At 65.3% G+C, this 19,270-nt stretch carries 13 protein-coding genes; 5 read left to right on the plus strand and 8 right to left on the minus strand.

What is annotated here, in order from left to right; genetic code table 11:
- Positions 1 to 81 precede the first annotated feature (81 nt).
- The 4 genes from Y882_RS10100 to Y882_RS18895 all read left to right on the plus strand — a co-directional run bounded on the left by Y882_RS10100 (position 82) and on the right by Y882_RS18895 (position 5,697).
- Positions 82 to 624 carry a redoxin family protein gene (locus Y882_RS10100; RefSeq protein WP_046971788.1) on the plus strand — a complete coding sequence of 181 codons (543 nt, stop codon included), beginning with the start codon at positions 82 to 84 and terminating at the stop codon, positions 622 to 624.
- A gap of 35 nt (positions 625 to 659) precedes the next feature.
- On the plus strand, positions 660 to 1,400 hold the full coding sequence (locus tag Y882_RS10105) for a response regulator (protein WP_046971789.1): 741 nt from the start codon (positions 660 to 662) through the stop codon (positions 1,398 to 1,400).
- Positions 1,397 to 2,716, plus strand: a complete 1,320-nt coding sequence (locus Y882_RS10110) for a sensor histidine kinase (RefSeq protein WP_046971790.1) — start codon at positions 1,397 to 1,399, stop codon at positions 2,714 to 2,716. Before Y882_RS10105 ends, Y882_RS10110 begins: the two co-directional genes overlap by 4 nt.
- A gap of 239 nt (positions 2,717 to 2,955) precedes the next feature.
- Positions 2,956 to 5,697, plus strand: a complete 2,742-nt coding sequence (locus Y882_RS18895; RefSeq protein ID WP_162207410.1) for a hybrid sensor histidine kinase/response regulator — start codon at positions 2,956 to 2,958, stop codon at positions 5,695 to 5,697.
- Positions 5,698 to 5,776: 79 nt separating this feature from the next.
- Here the strand turns inward: Y882_RS18895 and Y882_RS10120 are convergent, their stop codons facing one another.
- The 7 genes from Y882_RS10120 to Y882_RS10150 form a co-directional block, all read right to left on the minus strand.
- Positions 5,777 to 6,241 carry a hypothetical protein gene (locus Y882_RS10120; RefSeq protein ID WP_046971791.1) on the minus strand — a complete coding sequence of 155 codons (465 nt, stop codon included), beginning with the start codon at positions 6,239 to 6,241 and terminating at the stop codon, positions 5,777 to 5,779.
- 182 nt (positions 6,242 to 6,423) lie between these two features.
- Positions 6,424 to 7,815, minus strand: a complete 1,392-nt coding sequence (locus Y882_RS10125; protein WP_211259161.1) for a sensor histidine kinase — start codon at positions 7,813 to 7,815, stop codon at positions 6,424 to 6,426.
- Positions 7,812 to 8,477 carry a response regulator gene (locus Y882_RS10130; protein ID WP_046971792.1) on the minus strand — a complete coding sequence of 222 codons (666 nt, stop codon included), beginning with the start codon at positions 8,475 to 8,477 and terminating at the stop codon, positions 7,812 to 7,814. Before Y882_RS10130 ends, Y882_RS10125 begins: the two co-directional genes overlap by 4 nt.
- A 149-nt stretch (positions 8,478 to 8,626) precedes the next feature.
- Positions 8,627 to 9,352, minus strand: a complete 726-nt coding sequence (locus Y882_RS10135; RefSeq protein WP_046971793.1) for a phosphatase PAP2 family protein — start codon at positions 9,350 to 9,352, stop codon at positions 8,627 to 8,629.
- 14 nt (positions 9,353 to 9,366) lie between these two features.
- On the minus strand, positions 9,367 to 11,631 hold the full coding sequence (locus Y882_RS10140) for a TonB-dependent receptor (RefSeq protein ID WP_244466315.1): 2,265 nt from the start codon (positions 11,629 to 11,631) through the stop codon (positions 9,367 to 9,369).
- Between the two features lie 188 nt (positions 11,632 to 11,819).
- A complete protein-coding gene (locus Y882_RS18900; RefSeq protein WP_052949888.1) occupies positions 11,820 to 16,118 on the minus strand; it encodes an autotransporter outer membrane beta-barrel domain-containing protein in 4,299 nt (1,432 codons plus the stop codon).
- A gap of 211 nt (positions 16,119 to 16,329) precedes the next feature.
- The gene (locus Y882_RS10150) at positions 16,330 to 16,749 is read right to left on the minus strand and encodes a cupin domain-containing protein (protein WP_046971795.1); all 420 of its coding nucleotides are present in this window, start codon (positions 16,747 to 16,749) and stop codon (positions 16,330 to 16,332) included.
- Positions 16,750 to 16,883: 134 nt separating this feature from the next.
- On the opposite strand from Y882_RS10150, the gene Y882_RS10155 reads away from it, so the two are divergent.
- On the plus strand, positions 16,884 to 17,966 hold the full coding sequence (locus Y882_RS10155) for an oxidoreductase (RefSeq protein WP_046971796.1): 1,083 nt from the start codon (positions 16,884 to 16,886) through the stop codon (positions 17,964 to 17,966).
- A gap of 244 nt (positions 17,967 to 18,210) precedes the next feature.
- Here Y882_RS10155 and Y882_RS10160 read toward each other — a convergent pair whose 3' ends face one another.
- A complete protein-coding gene (locus Y882_RS10160) occupies positions 18,211 to 19,206 on the minus strand; it encodes an aldo/keto reductase (RefSeq protein WP_046971797.1) in 996 nt (331 codons plus the stop codon).
- Between the last annotated feature and the right edge of the window lie 64 nt (positions 19,207 to 19,270).

Below are 19,270 nucleotides of genomic sequence, written 5' to 3' on the forward strand. Positions count from 1 at the left end.
TCTCCGATACAAACCGGGCTGTTCTCATAGGCATCAAGCTGGCGCGTGCGCCGTCCCTGATGTCCTTAGGAGTACCCTTCCATGAAACTTCTGCGTTATGCCGTTGCTGCCGCGGCTTTCGGTGCAGCCCTGGTTGCCGCGTGGCCTGGCGTGTCGAATATCGCCAATGCACAGACACCCACGGCGAATACCTCGGCCCCGGATTTCGCCGGCGCCAATCAATGGTTCAACTCATCGCCGCTGACCATGCAGTCGCTGCGTGGCAAGGTGGTGCTGGTGGAGTTCTGGACGCGCGAATGCATCAACTGCGTGCACGTGCTGCCGCATACCAAGACGCTGTACGACCGCTACGCCGCCGACGGCCTGGTGGTGGTGGGCGTGCACACGCCCGAGTACGACGAGGAACGCGACGCCCACGCCTTGAAGGACGCCATCGGCGCACTCGATATCAAGTATCCGGTGGCGATGGACAACGACTACCGGATCTGGAACGCCTGGGGCAATCGTTACTGGCCGGCGATCTACCTGATCGACCGCGACGGCCACGTGGTCTATCGCCACGTGGGCGAAGGCGATTACGATCGCACCGAGGAACGTATCCGCCAGCTGCTCGGCAAGGCGTAAGGCAGGCGATACGGCGTCAGATCATGGGAGACAGCATGGAACACATCGACCAGGTCCTGGTCGTCGATGACGATCACGGCATCCGCACCGGCATCGTGGACTACCTGCGCAAGAATGGCTTGCGCGCCACCGGTGCCGCCGATGGCCGCGAGATGTTCGCGCAGCTGGACACCTCGGCGTTCGATCTGGTCGTGCTCGACATCATGATGCCGGGCGACGATGGGCTGGTGCTGTGCCGCAACCTGCGCGGCGGCAAGCACAAGCATGTGCCGGTGGTGCTGCTGACTGCGCGCGATGATGAAACCGATCGCATCATCGGCCTGGAGATGGGCGCGGACGATTACGTCACCAAGCCGTTCTCGCCGCGCGAACTGCTGGCGCGCATCAAGGCGGTGATCCGCCGCACGCGCATGCTGCCGCCCAACTTGCGCGCGACCGAGAGCAGCGACAGCATCGCGTTCGGACGCTGGCGCCTGGACACCACGGCGCGCCATCTGCTCGACGAGAACGGCACGGTGGTGTCGCTCAGTGGCGCGGAATTCCGGCTGCTGCGCGTGTTTCTCGATCATCCGCAGCGTGTGCTGTCGCGCGACCAGCTGCTCAACCTCACCCAGGGCCGGGACGCGGAGCTGTTCGACCGCTCCATCGACCTGCTGGTGAGCCGCCTGCGCCAGCGCCTGCAGGACGGCGCCCGTGACCAGACCTATATCAAGACCGTGCGCAGCGAGGGCTATGTGTTCTCCATGCCGGTGATCCTCAACGGTCAGGAACCATGAGCGCCGAGCCGGTGATCGAGCCGCGCCGCTGGCTGCCGCGCAGCATGGCGTCGCGGATCTACCTGATCATCTTCGCCGGCTTGATGCTGGCGCAGGGCTTGTCGTTCGCGCTGCTCTATATGGAGCGCATGCAGAGCGCGACCGCGGTGATGTTCAACACGCTGGAGCACGACGTCGGCACCTCGGTGGCGGTGATCGACCGCCTGCCGGCAACGGAGCGATCGCGCTGGCTCAACCGGCTGGAGCGCGACAACTACTTCTACATCCTCGGTCCGGGTGAGCCCGGCAAGCAGCTCGCCACGCAGCGCTCCGCCTACGTGACGGACCTGATCGCCAAGGAGGTCGGGCCCGACTTCCATGTGTACGGCAACACCATTTCGAAGACGCCCGAGCGCTACCAGGTGCACTTCACCCTGCACGACGGCTCGCCGCTGACGCTGCAGATCACGCCGTACATGAAGCCCGTCGCCAGCTGGCTGCCGTTCGTCTTCATCCTGCAGGTGATCCTGCTGCTGATCTGCACCTGGCTCGCCGTGCGCTTTGCCACGCGTCCGCTCAGCACGCTCGCTGCAGCAGCGGATGCGATGACGCCCACCGCCGATGGCCCGCGCATGTCGCAGGAAGGGCCGATTGAAGTGGCACGCGCGGCCAAGGCATTCAACACCATGCAGGACCGCATCGCGCGCCATCTGCAGGAACGCCTGCACATCCTCGCCGCCATCTCGCACGATCTGCAGACGCCGATCACCCGCATGCGCCTGCGCGTGGAAGCGCTGGACGAATCGCCGGAACAGCAGCGCATCGTCGACGACCTCAAAGAGCTGGAGCATCTGGTGCGCGAAGGCGTGGCCTATGCGCGCAGCGCCCACGGCGGTTCGGAAACGCCCGTGCGGCTGGACCTGGGTGCCTTCGTGGAGAGCCTGGTGTTCGACTATCAGGATATGGGACGGCCGGTATCGATGACCGCCCAGGTCGCCGCCACCACCACCGTCCGCCCGCAGGCCTTGCGTCGCGTGCTGGCCAACCTGATCGACAACGCGATCAAGTACGGCGGTTCCGCCGAGGTTGCGGTGCAGGCCGAGGCGTCGGGTGCCTTCAGTGTCACGGTTGCCGACCATGGCCCGGGCATTCCCGAGCACGAACTGGAGCAGGTGCTGCAGCCGTTCTATCGCCTGGAGTCCTCACGCAATCGCGACACCGGCGGCGCGGGATTGGGCTTGGCCATCGCCGCGCAGCTCATCGCGTCCATTGGTGGACAGCTGCGGTTAACTAACCAGCAAGGCGGCGGCCTCAAGGCCATCATTACCCTGCCGTGAGTGCAGGTGTTGCGCCGGGCGACGGGCTTTTTTGTCGGTGCCTACACGCCTCAGGCGATATGAGCATGGGCAAACCCTGAGCTCGGTGGCGGCCATGGGGCATCACTAAGTTCCAAGCCCGCTGCGGCACGGCAGCTTTTCCTCTACAGGCCCGAGTGAAGCGTCCTATGCCCGAACCCGTCGTTGGCAGCACGCAGATGGAATTTGCGCCCTCAAGCCCAGGCAGCTTGGGCGCCGCCATGAGGGATCTTGACTGGTCGCAGTCGCCCCTGGGCTTATCCAACACATGGTCTCCAAGCCTGCGCACCACGGTCGGCATGCTGCTGGCAGCGCAGGCGCAGATCGTGCTGTTCTGGGGACCGCAGTTCGTCGCGCTCTACAACGATGCGTATGCGCCCACCATCGGCGACAAGCATCCGCGCGCACTGGGGCGCCCCGCTGCGGAAAACTGGACGGAACTGTGGAGCGATCTTGAGCCCTTGCTGATGGGTGTGCGCACGACGGGCCGCACTTTCACCGCGGCCGACCGACCGTTCTACATCGAGCGTCACGGCTACGGCGAAACGGTCTACTTCGATGTCTCCTATTCCGCTGTGCCCGAAGGGGATGGTTCGGTGGGCGGCGTGCTGTGCATCGTTTCGGAAACCACCGGCCGTGTGGTGAGCGCACGTCGACAGGCATCCCTGTTGCAACTGGAAGACTCGTTGCGCGATATCGTCGACGCGGACGGCGCCAAGGCCGTGGCGGTCGAACTGCTGCAACGCGAATTGTCGGTGGCATCGGTTCGCTATGCGGACATGGGCGACGGCCTGGCAGCCGACCCGTGCCGGCTCGATATTCCCGTATCGCGCAACAACATCGCGGTGGGCGCCTTTCACGTCATCTATCCGGCATCGCGCCACTGGAACGACGACGACTCGCACTTTGCACGCTCGGTGGCCGAGCGCACCTGGTCGGCGTCCGAGCGCGCGCGGGCCGAAACACTGCTGCGCGAGTCCGAAGCCCGCCAGCGGCAGGATGCCGATCGCGTGCAGTTGGCGCTGTCGGCCGGTGCCATCATCGGTACCTGGATGTGGGATCTGCCGCGGGATCGCCTCACGGTGGACGAGAAGTTCGCGATCAGTTTTGGACTGGATCCCGCACTGGGCCGCGAAGGGCTGAACCTCGCGCAGGTGCTTGCCACCGTCCATCCCGACGACCGGCCGCGCCTGGAGCGTGCAATCGCCGAAGCCATCGAGCACGGCGGTCCGTATGCGCACCAGTACCGCGTGCGTCGCGCGGACGGCAACTACTACTGGGTCGAGGCCAATGGCCGCGTCGACCAGGGTGGCGACGGCAAGCCCGCGTCGTTTCCTGGCGTGCTGATCGATCTGGAAGAGCGTCGTCGCGCCGAACAGAAACTCGCGCTGAGCGAAGCGAAGTACCAGACGCTGTTCAACGAGATCGACGAGGGCTTCTGCGTCATCGAGCTGCTGGACGGTCCGCAGGGGCCGCTGAGCGATTACGTGCACGTCGAGGCCAATCCCGCTTACAGCGTCAACACCGGCATTCCCCATATCGTCGGCAAGCGGGTGCGTGAGCTGATTCCCGATGAAGCCGGTGCGTGGGTGGCGATCTTCCGCCGCGTGCTGCTTACGGGCGAGGCGGTACGCTTCGAGCGCGAGCTGGCGGCGACCGGGCGTTACCTCGAGCTTGCCGCCTTCCGCATCGAGCCACCCGAGCGCCGCCAGGTAGCCGTGCTGTTCAAGGACGTCAGCGCACGCAAGCGCGCTGAGGACGAACTGCATCTGCTCAACCGCGAACTCTCCGAGCGCGTGGCGCAGGCCGTGGCACAACGCGAAGCGGCGCTGGCGCATGTGCACGAGATGCAGAAGCTGGAAACCATCGGCCAGCTCACCGGCGGCGTCGCGCACGACTTCAACAATCTGCTCACGCCCATCGTGGGCGCGCTGGACATGGTGGCGCACATCCACGAGAACGACGAACGCACCCGCCGCCTCACCGGCGCAGGTCTGCAGGCGGCCGAGCGCGCACGCACCCTGGTGCAGCGCCTGCTGGCCTTTGCGCGCCGACAGCATTTGCAAGCACGCCCGGTCAATGTGCGCCAGCTGGTGAACGGCATGGAGGATCTGCTGGTCCGATCGCTGGGACCGCAGGTGCAGTTGAAGATCGAATGCGTCGCCGGACTGCCCCTGGCGATCATGGATCCGAACCAGTTCGAGCTGGCGCTGTTGAATCTCGCCGTGAATGCACGCGATGCGATGGTCGAAGGCGGCGCACTTACCGTGAGCGTCGACCTGGACAACGTCGCGCATCACGCCAAGCTCGCCGAAGGTCGCTACCTGCGCGTGTCCGTCTCCGATACGGGGGCAGGCATGGATGAGGACACCCTCAAGCGCGCCGTCGAGCCGTTCTTCACCACCAAGGCAAAAGGGCAGGGCACCGGACTGGGCCTGTCGATGGTGCATGGTCTGGCCGCACAGTCTGGCGGCGATTTCTCGCTCGCCAGCAGGCCAGGGCAGGGCACCACCGCCACCTTGTGGTTGCCCGCATCGACGCAGAGCGTGGACGAGCAGGCGGCGCTACCCGCGGTGACATCACTGCTGCGCCGTGGACAAGGCGCGCGCGTGCTGCTCGTCGACGACGAGGAACTGGTGCGTTCCGGCACCGCCGACATGCTCATGGATGCGGGTTACGTGGTGCGTCAGGCCGCGTCGGGCCACGAGGCGCTGGCGCTGTTGCGGGCAGGACTCGACGTATCCGTGCTGGTTACCGACTACGCGATGCCCGGCATGTCCGGCACCCAGCTGGCGAGCGAAGCCGTACAACTGCGCCCGGCCTTGCCGGTGCTGATGATCACCGGCTTCGCCTCGCTCAACGACGACACCGTCGCCGACCTGCCGCGCTTGTCCAAGCCGTTTCGTCAGCACGATATCGCCGATGTGCTGGCGGACCTGCTTGAAAAGAGTCAGGCGCGTTGAGCGGCGACGCACACCGGCCAGAGCAAAGAGCCCGGCGGGTGCCGGGCTCTGCTCAAATCTTGCTGGGTGAGTTCACGGCTCAATAGCCGTCCTGGTATCCCTGCTGATAGCCCTGCTGGTAGCCGTCGCTGGGCTGCTGATAGATGACCTGCCCTTCCTGCGGCTGCTCGTACACCACCGTGGCCGGCTGGCGATAGACCACGGCAGGGGCCTGCTGGTAATACGTCGGCGCGGGTTGGTAGTAGGTCGGGGCAGGCGCCACCGCCTGGGTCACGATGCCGGCTATCGCCGTCGCAACAATCGCCCCGGCAATCCAGTTGCCTGCATTGCTGTGACCGCCGTGGTATCGGCCGTCGTGATGCCAGTCGCCGCGATCGCGGCCCCAGCCGCCTCGATCATGGTTCCAGTTGCCGCGATCATGGCCTCCGCGATAGCCGTTGTCGTGCCCCCAGCCATCGCGCGCGGATGCAGCCATCGGCACCATCGCGGTGGTCGCCACCGCCAGGCCAAGCACTACGCGTTGAGCAAGTGCGAACTTCTTCATGGCACACCTCCGTTGAACTGGAGTCGATGCTCGGGCTGCGGGGCTTAATGAGTACTGAAATTTCCTGCGATTCCGACCTCGCCTGCGATTCGGTTGCCTGCCGTTGTGCTTATCGCTAGAAAATCGTCAAGCCACGCTTAGCGGTCGCTTAGTCGGGCTCGCAGCGCGTTTGGCACGCAGGGTCACGGACACAGCAACGGGATGGAAACGCGCACGCGCAGGCCCCGGCCAAACGGCGAGTCCAGCAGCTCGATGGTGGCGCGGTGCAGGCTGGCGGCCCGCGCCACGATGGAAAGGCCCAGCCCATAGCCCTCGCCGCGGCTGCCGGCTTCGCGATGGAAGCGGGCGAACACGGCATGGCGGCGCTCCAGCGGGATGCCGGGGCCGTTGTCGATCACTTCGAGCGTGGCTTCCTGCTGGTTCTGCACCACCGCCAGCTGGATGCGGCCGCCAGCCGGCACGTAACGCAGCGAGTTTTCCAGCAGGTTGCGCAGCAGGGCCACCAGGGCCGGCGCATAACCTTGCACGACCACGCGGCTGTCCTGCAGCACGAAACCCAGTTCCACACCGCGGCGCTGCAGGCCCGGCGTGAACTCCTTGACCACGCCGTCGGCCAGGTCGACCAGGTCCACCGCCTCAAACGGGCTCGACGCCGCGCCTGCCTCGAGCTTGGCCAGCGCGAGCAGCTGTTCGATGCGACGGCCCAGCGTGACGACGCTGCCGTGCGCCCCGGCGAGGCTGTCCTGGATTTCGTCGGGATCGACGGTTTCCATGGCGCTCTCCAGGTTGAGCTGGATCGAGGCCAGCGGCGTGCGCAGTTCGTGCGCCACGTCGGCGCTGAAGCGGCGCTCGCGTTCCAGCGCGTCCTCCTGCCGGTCCAGCTGCTCGTTGAGCGCATTGAGCACCGGGCGCAGCTCACGCGGTGCGTCAGGTAGCACAATGCGCGCCCGGCTTCCCGGTTCGCGTGCGGACAGCGCCGTGGTGAGGCTGGCCAGTGGGCGCAATCCTCGCCCCACCGCCCAGCCGACCAGCAGCGCGAGCACGGGCAAGCCGAACAGGAACGGCAGGCCGTGATCCAGCCACAGCGTGTGCACGATGTCCTCGCGGCTGTCGTAGCGGTCGGCCACGCGGATCACGTAAGCGCTGTTCGGATCGACGTAGTTGAACACGCGCCACACGTGGTGCTGCTTCTTGAGGTCGTGATAGGCCGAGCGATCATCCGGTGTGGCCGGCAAGGTCATCAGGTTGATCGTGCCCAGCACCAGCTTGCCCTGGCGGTCGAACACCTGGAAACCCACTTCGGACTCGTGCGTGGCCACCTCGCCCTGCGCCGCCAGCACGCTCTTCTTCTGCACCGGCACCAGCAAGCCTTCGTGGCCGGCAAACGTCTGGACGCCGGCCTGCTGGATCAAGGTGGCGATGGTATGCGCCGCTTCGGCCAGGCGTGCATCGGACAGCACCGCCATTTCCGAGCTGGTGCGGCGAAAGCTGTAGAACGCCAGCGGCAGCAGGAACAACAACAGCAGCGCGATGATCATCCAGCGCAGGCGCCCGCGCAGGCTGGTGGGCCTCACCGCGGGTCCCGCGGAATCATGTAGCCGAACGCGCGTACGTTCTGGATGGTGTCGAAGCTCAGCTTGCGGCGCAGCGAGTGCACCAGTACATCGAGCGCGCCGTCGGTCACCTGGCGATCGCTGCCGTAGAGCGAACTCTCCAGCGTGTCGCGGCGCACGACGCGGCCGCTGCGTTCCATCAGGGTCTGCAGCAGCGACATCTCGCGTCGAGTCAGATCCACCTTGTCGCCACGGAAGGTGACTTCCAGCGTGGCCAGGTCCAGGCACAGCGCGCCGGCTTCGATCCGGTTGGCGGCCAGGCCCTGCATGCGGCGCGTAAGCGAACGGATGCGCGCGCCCAGCTCATCGAGATGGAACGGCTTGGTGAGGTAGTCGTCGGCGCCGGCATCGAGGCCATGCACGCGCGCCTGCACGGCATCGCGCGCGGTGAGGATGAGCACGGGCGTGCGTATGTCGTTGCGGCGCGCCTCGGTGAGGATGTCCAGGCCATCCTTGCCGGGCAGGCCCAGATCGAGCAGCACCAGGTCGGCCGTCTGATCCTGCATGGCGGCGATGGCCTGCGTGCCATCGGTGATCCACGTCACCGCGTACGACAGACGCTCGAGCGCGCGCTGGATCGCCGCGCCCAGTTCCAGATCGTCTTCCACCAGGATGATGTGCATCGCATGCCTCGGCTACGAGAACGGCGGGCCGAGGGGCCCGCCGGGTCAGCGTTCGATTGTCTTGCTGTTTTGTTACCGTCCCGGGTAAAGCTGCCCATCCCTGGGCAATCACAACTGCCCGCGGGCCATGCGGTGCCCGCGGACAGCTGCTACGGGGCCTTGGAAGAACTCGACGCCAGGCCGGCGGCGCGCAATTCCTCGCGGGCGGCCGCGAGATCGTGCTGCAGGGCCGGCGAAGCAAGCATGTCGGTGGCCAGCGCCTGGCCGAATTGGCGACCGGCGTAGATGTCCTGCAGCGTGTGCACGCCCTTCACCACGCGACGCCAGCCGATATCGCGGGCGTGCTGCATCAGCGCGTCGGCATCCTGCGGAAACAGTTGCGCGAGCAGGATGGCGTCCACCGTGGCGCGGCTGGAATGACCGCTGGGATAGCCAAAGCTCTTCTTCGCCAACTCCTCCGGATGCATCGCGCAGTCCGAAGCGGGCGGGCAGGGGCGTACGCGCTTCCAGTGGTTCTTGGACAGATCCACCGCTTGCTTGGTCTCGTGCTCGGCTTCCTTGAACAGCGCGGCTACGTGCGGCAACTGGTCCGCGCGGAAGCCCGGGCCGATCACCGGGGCAAAGTCGAACGCGTTGAATTTCTCTTCCTGCTGCGCCTGGGCGAAGTCCGACGGCGATCGCGCGGCGAAAGCGCGATCGGTGGCGGCGCGATCGGCCTGGTCTTCCGCGCTGCCCGGTGTGCTCGGCGGGGGCAAGGCGGACATCACGGCGTCGACCTGGGCCGTGCTGAGGTAGACGTCGGCATGCACGTCCTTGGCAGCGGCCAGGGACGGTGCGATCAAGAGCAGTGCAAGGAGGGTGTGCCTGAACTTCATTGCGATCTCCCTCGTCACAGCGCCAGCGACACGGAAGCGAACCAGCTGCGACCCGGCAGCACGTAGTACGAACCCACGTTGCCGCTCACCGAGTTGATCACCAGGTTGTGCGCGTCAAACAGGTTGTCCACCTGCAGGCGCAGCTTGTAGCTCTTGATCCACGAGCCGGTGACGTTCTGGCCATAGCCCACGCTCATCGCCGCCTGCCAGTAACCGCCGGTGCCGATGGTCGAGGTCACCGAAGAGGCCACGTCCGGATTGAAGCTGGAGTTGTACGCCTTCTGGCTGCCCGAGTACTTGTCGTACAGCGAGGCGAAGAAGCCGTTGTTTTCATACATCACGCCCAGTGCGGCGGTGCTGTCGGGCACATTGGGGATGTCGAGCTTGGAGCCCTTGAACGTCGCATCCTGCAGCGAGCCGTTGGCAAACACACTGGCGCCAGCACCCACGTAATAGGTGAGTTCGCCTTCGATGCCCTTGATGTACGCACCCTTGGCCAGGTAGTACACCGCATCGGTGGTGCCGGGCACGGTGGTGGAGAACTGGTAGTTCTTGAAGTTGATGAAATAGACGTCGGCATCGGCATTGAAGCGATCGGTCTTGTAGACCGTGCCGAACTGGTAGTTCATGGTCTGCTCGGGCTTGGTGTTGTTGAGCGTCGGGTCAGGCACGTAGAACTCGTTGAGGTTGGGCGTGAGCATGCCCTGCGCCGCGGTGGCGTAGATGCTCCAGTCGTCGCGCAACAGATAGTTGGCGGTGAGGTAGCCCAGCGTCTTGTCCCAGCTCTGGCTGTAGTACAGCGGCGTCTTGCTGGTCTGGTTGATCGGCGCCTCGATGTCGCGGCTCACGTCGAAATACTTCACGCCCGGGGTGATGCTCAGGCCGTCGTACGCGTACCACTCGTACTCGGCGTAGAGCTGGCCGGTGTGCAGCTGGTCCTTCATCGTGTACTTGTACGGGCCGCTGTACACGCCCTTGCTGTTGAAGGTGCCAAAGGTCGACGCGCCGGGCTTCACGTCGATGGCGCCGTCGCGGCCGTAGTCAATGGCGATGCTGCTGCGGTCGTTGTTGGTGTACTCGTACCAGCCGCCGGTGCGGAACTGGCCGTGGTCGTCGGCATGCACCAGCTGGAACACGTCGCCCCAGGCGCGGTAATTGTTGATCTTGACGTAGCCGCCCATGTTGGTGGGCGATGCCTTGGTGCCCACATACGGGCTCTCGTGGCTGGTGTTGTCGTAGGCGTAGGTATAGACCTTGTTGTCCACCGACCAGGTGTCCGACAGCAGGCTGTGGATGCCCAGGTATTCCAAGTCGGTCTGCTTGGTCTGGAAGTTGTAGCAGGCGCAGTTGGTGCTGGTGGGATCGTTGTTGAGGCCGAAATTGCGGCCCAGCTGGTCGATCTGCTGCAGCGTCAGCGAGCTGAGGTTCGGGTTGTTGAAGCGGATGTAGTTGTAGTTGCTGAGGAAGGTGATCTCGGTGTTGTCGCCGATCGGCTGCACATATTTGATGTAGCCCGTCTTGCGCGAGGTGTCGCCGTCGGTCTTGGCCGTATCGGTGCTGATGTACTGCGCGCTGGCGATCAGCTTGCCGCCACCGAGGTCATCGAGCTTGCCCGAGTTGATTTCCAGATGGGTCAGCGAGGTGTCGTAGCTGCCGAAACTCTGCGTCGGGATGAACGAGAACGAGTCGGTCGGGTCCTTGGAACTCAGTGCCACGGTGCCGCCGAAGGTCGCCTCGCCGATCGTGCTGGCGCTGCCGGGGCCGCGATCAATCAACACCTGGCCGATCATCTTGGCCGGGAAATAGCTGCTGGTGTGATGGCTGAAGTCGTTGGTGTCGCCAAACGGAATGCCGTCATAGGTGACGTTGAAGGAGTTGTCGTTGAAGCCGCGCAGCGTCATCTGCTTGGATTCGCCCAGGCCCGGGCCCGCCGTGCTGACATTGGTCACGCCCGGCGCGATGGCGGCGATGGTGGCGTAGTCGGCGGTGGGCGCCACGTGGTTGCTGATCCAGTCCAGTCCGATCACCGACTGCGGCTGCGTGATGTTGAGGTCGGCCTGGGTCGGCGCCTGGGTGATCGCCGAGGTGGCGGCGGAACCCTGCACTTCAACTTCCTCCAGCTCCTTGGGCGCCTTCAAGGCATTGGCGCCGGGCTTGGACGCCGCCGCGTCGACCGGCGCGCTCGCCGCCGTGGTATCGGCGTCAGAGGCATGCACGGGCAGGCTCAGCGACAAGCTGGCGAGCAAGGCCAGCGCAACCGCGCTGGAAATAGGACGCAAGACAAGCTGCGACGCGTGGAAGCGCCGACGGAAAGAGGAAGACATGGCGGCCCGAGTAGTGGCTGGAATCAGTGCACTAGCGTGGGTTCGCCGTTTGACAGTTCTGTTGCACCGGGGTGATGCGCAATGGCCGATTGCTTAGCGCGGACTTAGGCAGGCCTTGGGCGGCAGGTCCTGCGCCGAGGTGCCTACCAGTTAATGCGCATGCCCAGGTTTCCGTTGACAGCCTTCACGCCTTCGTTGAAACCCTTGTCATAGCTGATCGTGGCATACAGCGATGCGCTCCTGCTCAACTGCGCGCTCAGGCCCGTGCCCAGTTCCCACCAGCTGCCGCCCAGATCCGAATGGAACGGGATATTGCCGGTCTGCGACGAGAACAGGGTGACCGCATCGGCCTTGAACTCATGCCAGAGGTTCGCAAAGAACCAACCCGAGAGCAGGCGAGGCTTGCTCCCCTGGTCCCACTCCCAGCTGCGCGACGCCCGGCCGCCCAGGCGCGCGGCGAGCGAATCGGCGTCGCGGAACTGCACGTGCGCCGAGCTATCGTTCGCGCTATTGAGATGCAGCGACTGGTAGATCAGCTGGCTCTGCGGTTCAAGCGACCAGCCGTTGGCGAAGGTGAAGGGATAGCCGCCTTCCAGCGACAGCGTCGTGCCAAAGCCATGCGTGGAAAGACTCTGCTGCTCGTTCGATGACTTGGCGTCGTACCAGGTGCCTTGAATGACGCCATCGAGATACCAGTCCTTCGCGCCAAAGCGCGTCCAATAGCCACCGATGGAATACGAGTCGAAGCGGTCGTTGCCCGCCACGGTGTCGTCGTAGTTGGTCACACCGCCGTGGCCGTGGCCGACCGACGAGAGTACGCCGGCAAAATCGCGGGAGCCGTCGTCATGCGTATCGCGATAGAGATCCAGGCCGGCCTGCACCGCGACCATGTTGTCGTCGAACGAGGGGCCATCGCGATAGATGCCACCGCTTTTCGCATCCCATTGGCCATCCTGACCGATCACGCGCGCCCACACGCCGCTGGCGCCGAAACCATCACCCGACAGATCGCGCAGCTGTTCCTCTTCGCCCACGCGTTCGTGCAACGTCCCGATCAAGGCCTTGCCATAGTTGAGCGCCATCGAGGGGAGGGCGGTGTATAGCGATACCTCAGGCCGGTAGTACGCCACGTAGGGCCGCGTCGCCGCTGGCGTGCCGGGCGCCGGCATGGTGATGCCCAGAGCATCCAGTACATCGGCGGGAGGGGTCGGATCTTCCGAACGCAGGTACCACGATTCGGGCGAGGACGCATCGCGCGCACCCTTGAACAAGGCGTATTGATAGGGGCCAGCCTCCAGCGTAGTGCCGAGCGCGAACGCATCCGGTGTGGTGACGGCCAGCCCGGACGCGGCCACCACCAGGATGCCGTTGCCCGGCGTGGTGGCCCCCAGGCCGCCGACGTTGGTGATATCGAGCACGGTATGCCCGCTGGTGGTGCCCTTGCTGACGACCAGCAGATCGGAGTTGGAAGCGTCGTCGCCCAGCACCGTGTTCATCGCGATGCGCGAATTGCCCTGTCCCACCAGATTGCCGACAAACAAGCTATTGCCCACGCCAGCGCCCGCCAGCTGGATCAGGTTGTTGTTGGTCAAGGTGCCGTTGATGGCGAAGTCGCCCTTGCTGCCGCCCTGGAACAACGGCAGCGCATCGGCCACCGCGATCGTGCCGTCGTTGCTCACCGGACCACCCGAACCATCGTAGTTGCCGATCATGCCGTAGCCGCCCAGGGTGGCGCCGCCGGCCACATGCACCGCGCCACCTCCCGCAATCGCTGCCGTGCTGTTGGGTACGTTGCCCACCACCAGCGTGCCCGCATTGACCGAGGTCGTGCCGCTATAGGTATTGAGCGCCGTGAGCACCGTGGTGCCGCTGCCGTTCTGCTGCAGGCTGCCGATCGGATCGGGCGTGGTGTTGGTCCAGTCGCTGATCACACCGCTGAAGGTCAGCGTGTCCGAGCGGTTGAAGATCAGCGTGCCGCCATCCTGCACGTCACCCACGATGCTGCCGGTCGAGCCGCCGTTGCCCAGTTGCAGGGCGCCGTTGGCGATCACCGTGCCTCCGCTGTAGGTGTTGTTGCCGGTAAAGATCGTCGTGCCGCTGCCGAGCTGTTTCACGCTGCCGCTGCCGGATATCGCACCGGGAATCGTCACTGTGTCCGAGTGATCGACGATCAATCGCCCGTTGTCCACCACGTCACCCACGATGCTGCCGCTGGTGCCGCCATCACCGAGCTGCAGCACCCCCGCCTGTATCGTGGTGCCGCCGGTGTAGCTGCTGTTGCCGGTGAGCACGGTGGTTCCCGTGCCTTGTTGGATCACCGCGCCGCTGCCCGATATCGCGCCTGCGAACGTGGATGCATCGCTCCGGTTGAACACGAGCGCGCCGTTGTCCGTCACGTCGCCGACGATGCTGCCGCTGGCACCGCCATCGCCTAACTGCAGTGTTCCAGCACTGATCGTCGTGCCGCCGGTGTAGCTGTGGTTGGCCGTGAGCAGCGTGGTGCCGGTGCCTTGCTGTGTCACCGAGCCGCTGCCCGAAATGAGGCCGGCAAACGTCACCTTGTCGCTACGGTTGAACACCAGCGCGCCGTTGTCGGTGACATCGCCAACGATGCTGCCGGTGCCGCCACCATTGCCCAGTTGCAGCGTTCCTGCATTGATGGTGGTGCCACCCGTGTAGGTGTTGTTGGCTGTGAGCACGGTCGTGCCGGTGCCTTGCTGCGTGACCGATCCGGCGCCGGAAATCGTGCCTGCGAAAGTCGACGTGTCGCTGCGGTTGAATACCAGCGAGCCGTTGTCGCTCACGTCGCCGACGATGCTGCCCGCGTTGCCGCCATCGCCCAGCTGCAGCGCGCCGGCGCTGATGGTGGTGCCGCCGGTATAGCTGTTGGCGCCGGTGAGCGTCATGCTGCCGGCGCCGGTCTTTACCAGGCCGCCGCTGCCGGCGATCACGCCGTCGAACGACGTGGATGTACCCAGGCCACCGGTGGTGAGCGTGCCCGCACCCAGGGTCACGGCGCCCGCACCCGCAAGACTGCCGATGATCTGGTTGGCATTACCCAGATCCAGCGTGGCGCCGCTGATGACGGTGAAGGCGCTGCTCGGCGCGAGCAGGTTGGCCCCGCCTGCCTGCAAGGTTCCGCTCGCGATGGTGGTCGGCCCGGTATACGTGCCTGCACCCGCTAGCACCAGCGTGCCGCTGCCCGCCTGCGTCACCGCACCGCTGCCCTGGATGGGCGCGGTGATGTTGAGATTGCCCGCGCTGGCAAAGACGAGCGTACCGTTGTCGTTGATCTGTCCACCGATGGTCAGCGCAGGCGTGGTGAACGTCGCCGTGGTGCCCGCATCGAGCGAGAGATTGCTCAGCGCATAGCTGGCGGCGGACAGCGTGACATTGGCGCTGTTGCGCAGCGCCACCAGCTGCCAGTTGGGAATGGCGTTGGCAAAGGCGGTGGAACTGAAACCATCAAAGACCAGCGTGTTGTTGCTGCCGCCGGTACCAGCGTCGATCGAGCCCGTGGTGGTGGAGCCCGCTTCCAGCATCACCGTGTTGTTGGACTGTCCCGCACCAAACAGGATCGCACCGCGGCTGCCACTCAGGCTGCCGGCATTGATCACCGTGATGCCGTTTGCGTTGGGGCCGTTGCCGTAGAAACCATAGGCGTTGTCGCTGGTCACGCTGGCGCCGGCTGCATTGGTGAAGCTGCCGGGGCCTGCCATTTCCACGCCATTGCCAGCGATCGCCACGGTGTTCCCGCTGGCGATGGTGGCGTACGCGCCGTGGGCTGCCACGATGCCGTAGTTGAGGATGGTGCTGGCCACCAAGCTGTCCGAGCGGATGCCCGCGGACGATGAGCGCGCGCTGGTGCCGGAGATGGAGCCGAAGGTATCGATCCTGCCGAGATTGATCAGCACGTTGCCTGCCGTGCGATTGGCCGTGCGCGCAAACATGCCCACCGAATTGCTGCCCGTGGTCTTGATGCTGCCGTCGTTCTCCAGCGTGTTGCCGAAGCCCACGGTAGTGCTCGTTGCGTTGTTGGGATCGCCTGCCCATATGCCGTAGGCGTTGATGAAGGTTGTGCTGATGCTGCCGCCATTCGTCACCGAGCTGTTGTTGTTCACCTGCACGGCGGCGCCGGTCGCGGCGATGCCTGCGCCGGCGTTGACGATCACCTTGGCGCCATTGCCTGGAATGACAAGGGTGCCGCTGCCCACCGTGATGGCATTGATGCTGCTGGTATAGGGATTGGGCGCGTTGGTATTGCAGATGACCGTCACGCCATCGGGCTGCAGCGCGCAGTTGGCGAACGCGGGTGATGACAGCGCAGTCATCAGGCAGGCGAAGAGCAGCTTGGGCGTTGGGTGTGAAAATGGATGTCGATAGGCGCCGCTGTTGCAGGGCTTGGCCGGATGATCCGGCCATCGTGGCAAGCCTTCGCTCATAACCCCGTCCCACTGGCTGCAAGAGCAGACGGGTTGCTTGAGTAACATCGTGGCGGTGACTTGTTCGTGAAGTGCCGCGCGAACGAACGCCTCATGTCACCGCGATTTTCAGCGGGATTTCTGTCAGTAGTGACCTAAGTGCTGTACGGCGCGATGACGCGCGGATGCGGTTGTCACACGCAGCGCGCGTTCTCGAGAGCGCTGCAATTCGTCACTTCACCGGCTCGGCGAGCGGCTTGCCCTTGTCGATGACCCACGTCGACAGCGCCGTGCCGCCATCGCTGCCCGGTGCTGCGGCAAGACTGTGCACGGCGCCGCGCGGATTGAAGAAGTGGTCGCCCGCCTTCAACACCTGATCGGGTTTGCCGCGCGTCTTGAGGACGAGATTGCCCTTGAGCACATAGCCCGATTCATCGCCGTCATGCGTGTGCCAGCCCACGACGCCGCCGGCGGGAACCTCCGCCGTGCCAAGCACGATCTCCGTTCCCGGCACGCCGCTTTGCTCGTGCTGGTCCAGGATGGTGCGCTTGGCTTGTGGCGCATTGGCGGCCGGCGCCTCTTGCGCGGCGACGTTGCTGCTCAGGGCGGTGGCCGTGAGCAGGGCGGCGATCAGCACGGGACGGAGCGACATGACGGCAGCCTCGGCGCAAGCGGAAACGGACCGCATGGTGCGCGCCAAAACGTTAGCGCGGCGCGAAGCTGTTTCCGACGGATCATCCACTGCCGTGGCCTATCATGGGACTCCCCGCACCGCCCGAGTTACTGATGAACGACCCCTCCACTCCCCTGCACGTGGCACTGATCGGCTATGGATTTGCCGGCAAGACGTTCCACGCGCCTCTGATCCGCAGCGTGCCCGGCCTGGCGTTGCGCACGGTCGTATCGCGCGATGCCAACAAGGTGCACGCGGACCTGCCGGACATGGACGTGGTCGCCGATGTCGCAAAAGTTCTTGCGGATCGCCAGGTTGACGTGGTGGTGATCGCCTCGCCCAACGACACCCACGCGCCGCTGGCGCGCGCCGCGCTGGAGGCGGGCAAGCACGTGGTGGTGGACAAGCCGTTCGCGCTCGATCTGCAGCAGGCGCGCAGCCTGGCTGCCGTCGCCCAGCAGCAGGGGCGCGTGCTGTCGGTGTTCCAGAACCGCCGCTGGGACAGCGATTTTCTCGGCGTGCGGCAGCTGATCGCACAAGGCACGCTGGGCGAGGTGACGCACTTCGAATCGCATATCGACCGCTTCCGTCCGCAGGTGCGCGCGCGCTGGCGCGAGCAGCCGGGCGCAGGCAGCGGCCTGTGGTACGACCTGGGGCCGCATCTGGTGGATCAGGCGCTGTCGCTGTTCGGCCTGCCCGAGCGCGTGTGGGGCAGCTTGGCCACCCAGCGCGATGGCGGCGAAGTCACCGACTGGGCACATGTGGTGCTCGAGTACGGCCAGCGCCGCGTGATCCTGCACGCGGGCATGCTGGTGGCGGGCGGCAGTGCGCGCTTCACCGTTCACGGCACGCAGGGGAGCCTGGTCAAGCCCAGGATCGACGTGCAGGAAGCGCAACTGATCGCCGGCATGCGTCCCGGCGACGCCGAATGGGGCATCGATCCGGATGATCTGCTGCTCTACGACGGCGACGGTCAGGTCACGCACCTGACCACGCCCAGGGGCGACCAGAGTCGCTACTACGCGGCGTTCCGCGATGCGGTGCTGGGGCGGGGCGCAGCGCCCGTGACACCGCGTCAGGCGATCACGGTGATGGCGGTGATCGAGGCGGCCATGCAGTCGGCGGCGGAACATCGGGCCGTGGTGCTGGAGCTGGAGGACGGCGAACGCGAAGCATGGCAGGCCGCATCCAATTGAACGCTGTCCGTCGGTGTGAGCCTGCTGATGGGAGCGCGCAGAAGTCCGCAAGCCGCGCATAAAAAAAGGCCCCCTTTCGGGGGCCTCACGGATCGGCTCTAGGGGGGCGACCGATCCGGGCTGCCGGCGTTCGTGGAAACGCCGACCTGGATAGATTGCCTGAGGCTTCGAGATTTCGATGTAAGCCAAGTCTTACGCGATTGGTCAGGAAGTGGATGGCTGTGTGTCAGGCCATCCAGAAACCTCAGCGATTCACCATCTGCATCATCGGCCCGGCGTAGCGCGCACCTGCGGCCACGTCCGGCGGGAATACGGCATCGATGGCACGCAGTTCGGCCGCATTGAGCGTCACATCGATCGCGCCCAGGTTTTCGTCCAGGCGGTTGCGATAGCGGGTGCCCGGAATGGCGAACATGTCCTCACCCTGTGCCAGCACCCAGGCCAGCGCGAGCTGCGCCGGCGTGCAGCCCTTCTCGGCGGCGATCGCGTTCACCTTGTCGACCAGCTCCAGGTTGCGATAGAAATTCTCGCCCTGGAAGCGCGGACTCTGGCGACGGTAGTCATCGGCTTCGAAATCCTCGGGGCTGCGAAAAGCGCCGGTGAGGAAGCCGCGACCCAGCGGCGAATACGCCACGATGCTGGTGCCGGTCTTGCGCGAGGACTCGAGCATGCCGTTCTCCTGCGGATCGCGCGTCCACAGCGAAAACTCCACCTGCAGTGCCGCGATCGGATGCACCTTGGCCGCGCGTTCCAGCGTGGCGCCGGAGGCTTCGGAAAGGCCCAGATGACGCACCTTGCCGGCCTTCACCAGCTCCGCCATGGCGCCCACGGTTTCCTCGATCGGCACCTCGATGTCCACGCGGTGCTGGTAGTACAGGTCGATGTACTCCACGCCCAGGCGCTTGAGGCTGGCCTCGCAGGAAGCGCGCACGTATTCGGGGCGGCCGTTGATGCCGCGCTTGGCCGGGTCGTTGGGATCGCGCACGATGCCGAACTTGGTGGCGAGGAAGGCCTGCTCGCGGCGACCTTTGAGCGCCTTGCCGACCAGCACCTCGTTGGTGTGGGGGCCGTAGACGTCGGCCGTGTCGAGAAAATTGAAGCCGCGTTCGAGCGCGTGGTGGATGGTGGCGATCGATTCGGCATCGTCCCGCTGGCTGCCATAAAAGTCGCTCATGCCCATGCAGCCGAGGCCGAGGGCGGAGACGGAGGGACCATTCTTGCCGAGCTGTCGCATATGCATGGGGCGTTCCTTGGGAGGGTGGGGAGCTGACCCAGGCATTCTTGGCCATGACGGCGTGCCAATA

This window comes from Dyella japonica DSM 16301, assembly GCF_001010355.1.
Lineage (GTDB): Bacteria > Pseudomonadota > Gammaproteobacteria > Xanthomonadales > Rhodanobacteraceae > Dyella > Dyella japonica.

Excerpts from the sequence above, each read along its gene's own strand:
- Y882_RS10100 (WP_046971788.1), top strand. The coding sequence starts at position 82 with ATGAAACTTCTGCGTTATGCCGTTGCTGCCGCGGCTTTCGGTGCAGCC.
- Y882_RS10105 (WP_046971789.1), top strand. The coding sequence starts at position 660 with ATGGAACACATCGACCAGGTCCTGGTCGTCGATGACGATCACGGCATC.
- Y882_RS10110 (WP_046971790.1), top strand. The coding sequence starts at position 1,397 with ATGAGCGCCGAGCCGGTGATCGAGCCGCGCCGCTGGCTGCCGCGCAGC.
- Y882_RS18895 (WP_162207410.1), top strand. The coding sequence starts at position 2,956 with ATGAGGGATCTTGACTGGTCGCAGTCGCCCCTGGGCTTATCCAACACA.
- Y882_RS10120 (WP_046971791.1), bottom strand. The coding sequence starts at position 6,241 with ATGAAGAAGTTCGCACTTGCTCAACGCGTAGTGCTTGGCCTGGCGGTG.
- Y882_RS10130 (WP_046971792.1), bottom strand. The coding sequence starts at position 8,477 with ATGCACATCATCCTGGTGGAAGACGATCTGGAACTGGGCGCGGCGATC.
- Y882_RS10135 (WP_046971793.1), bottom strand. The coding sequence starts at position 9,352 with ATGAAGTTCAGGCACACCCTCCTTGCACTGCTCTTGATCGCACCGTCC.
- Y882_RS18900 (WP_052949888.1), bottom strand. The coding sequence starts at position 16,118 with ATGAGCGAAGGCTTGCCACGATGGCCGGATCATCCGGCCAAGCCCTGC.
- Y882_RS10150 (WP_046971795.1), bottom strand. The coding sequence starts at position 16,749 with ATGTCGCTCCGTCCCGTGCTGATCGCCGCCCTGCTCACGGCCACCGCC.
- Y882_RS10155 (WP_046971796.1), top strand. The coding sequence starts at position 16,884 with ATGAACGACCCCTCCACTCCCCTGCACGTGGCACTGATCGGCTATGGA.
- Y882_RS10160 (WP_046971797.1), bottom strand. The coding sequence starts at position 19,206 with ATGCATATGCGACAGCTCGGCAAGAATGGTCCCTCCGTCTCCGCCCTC.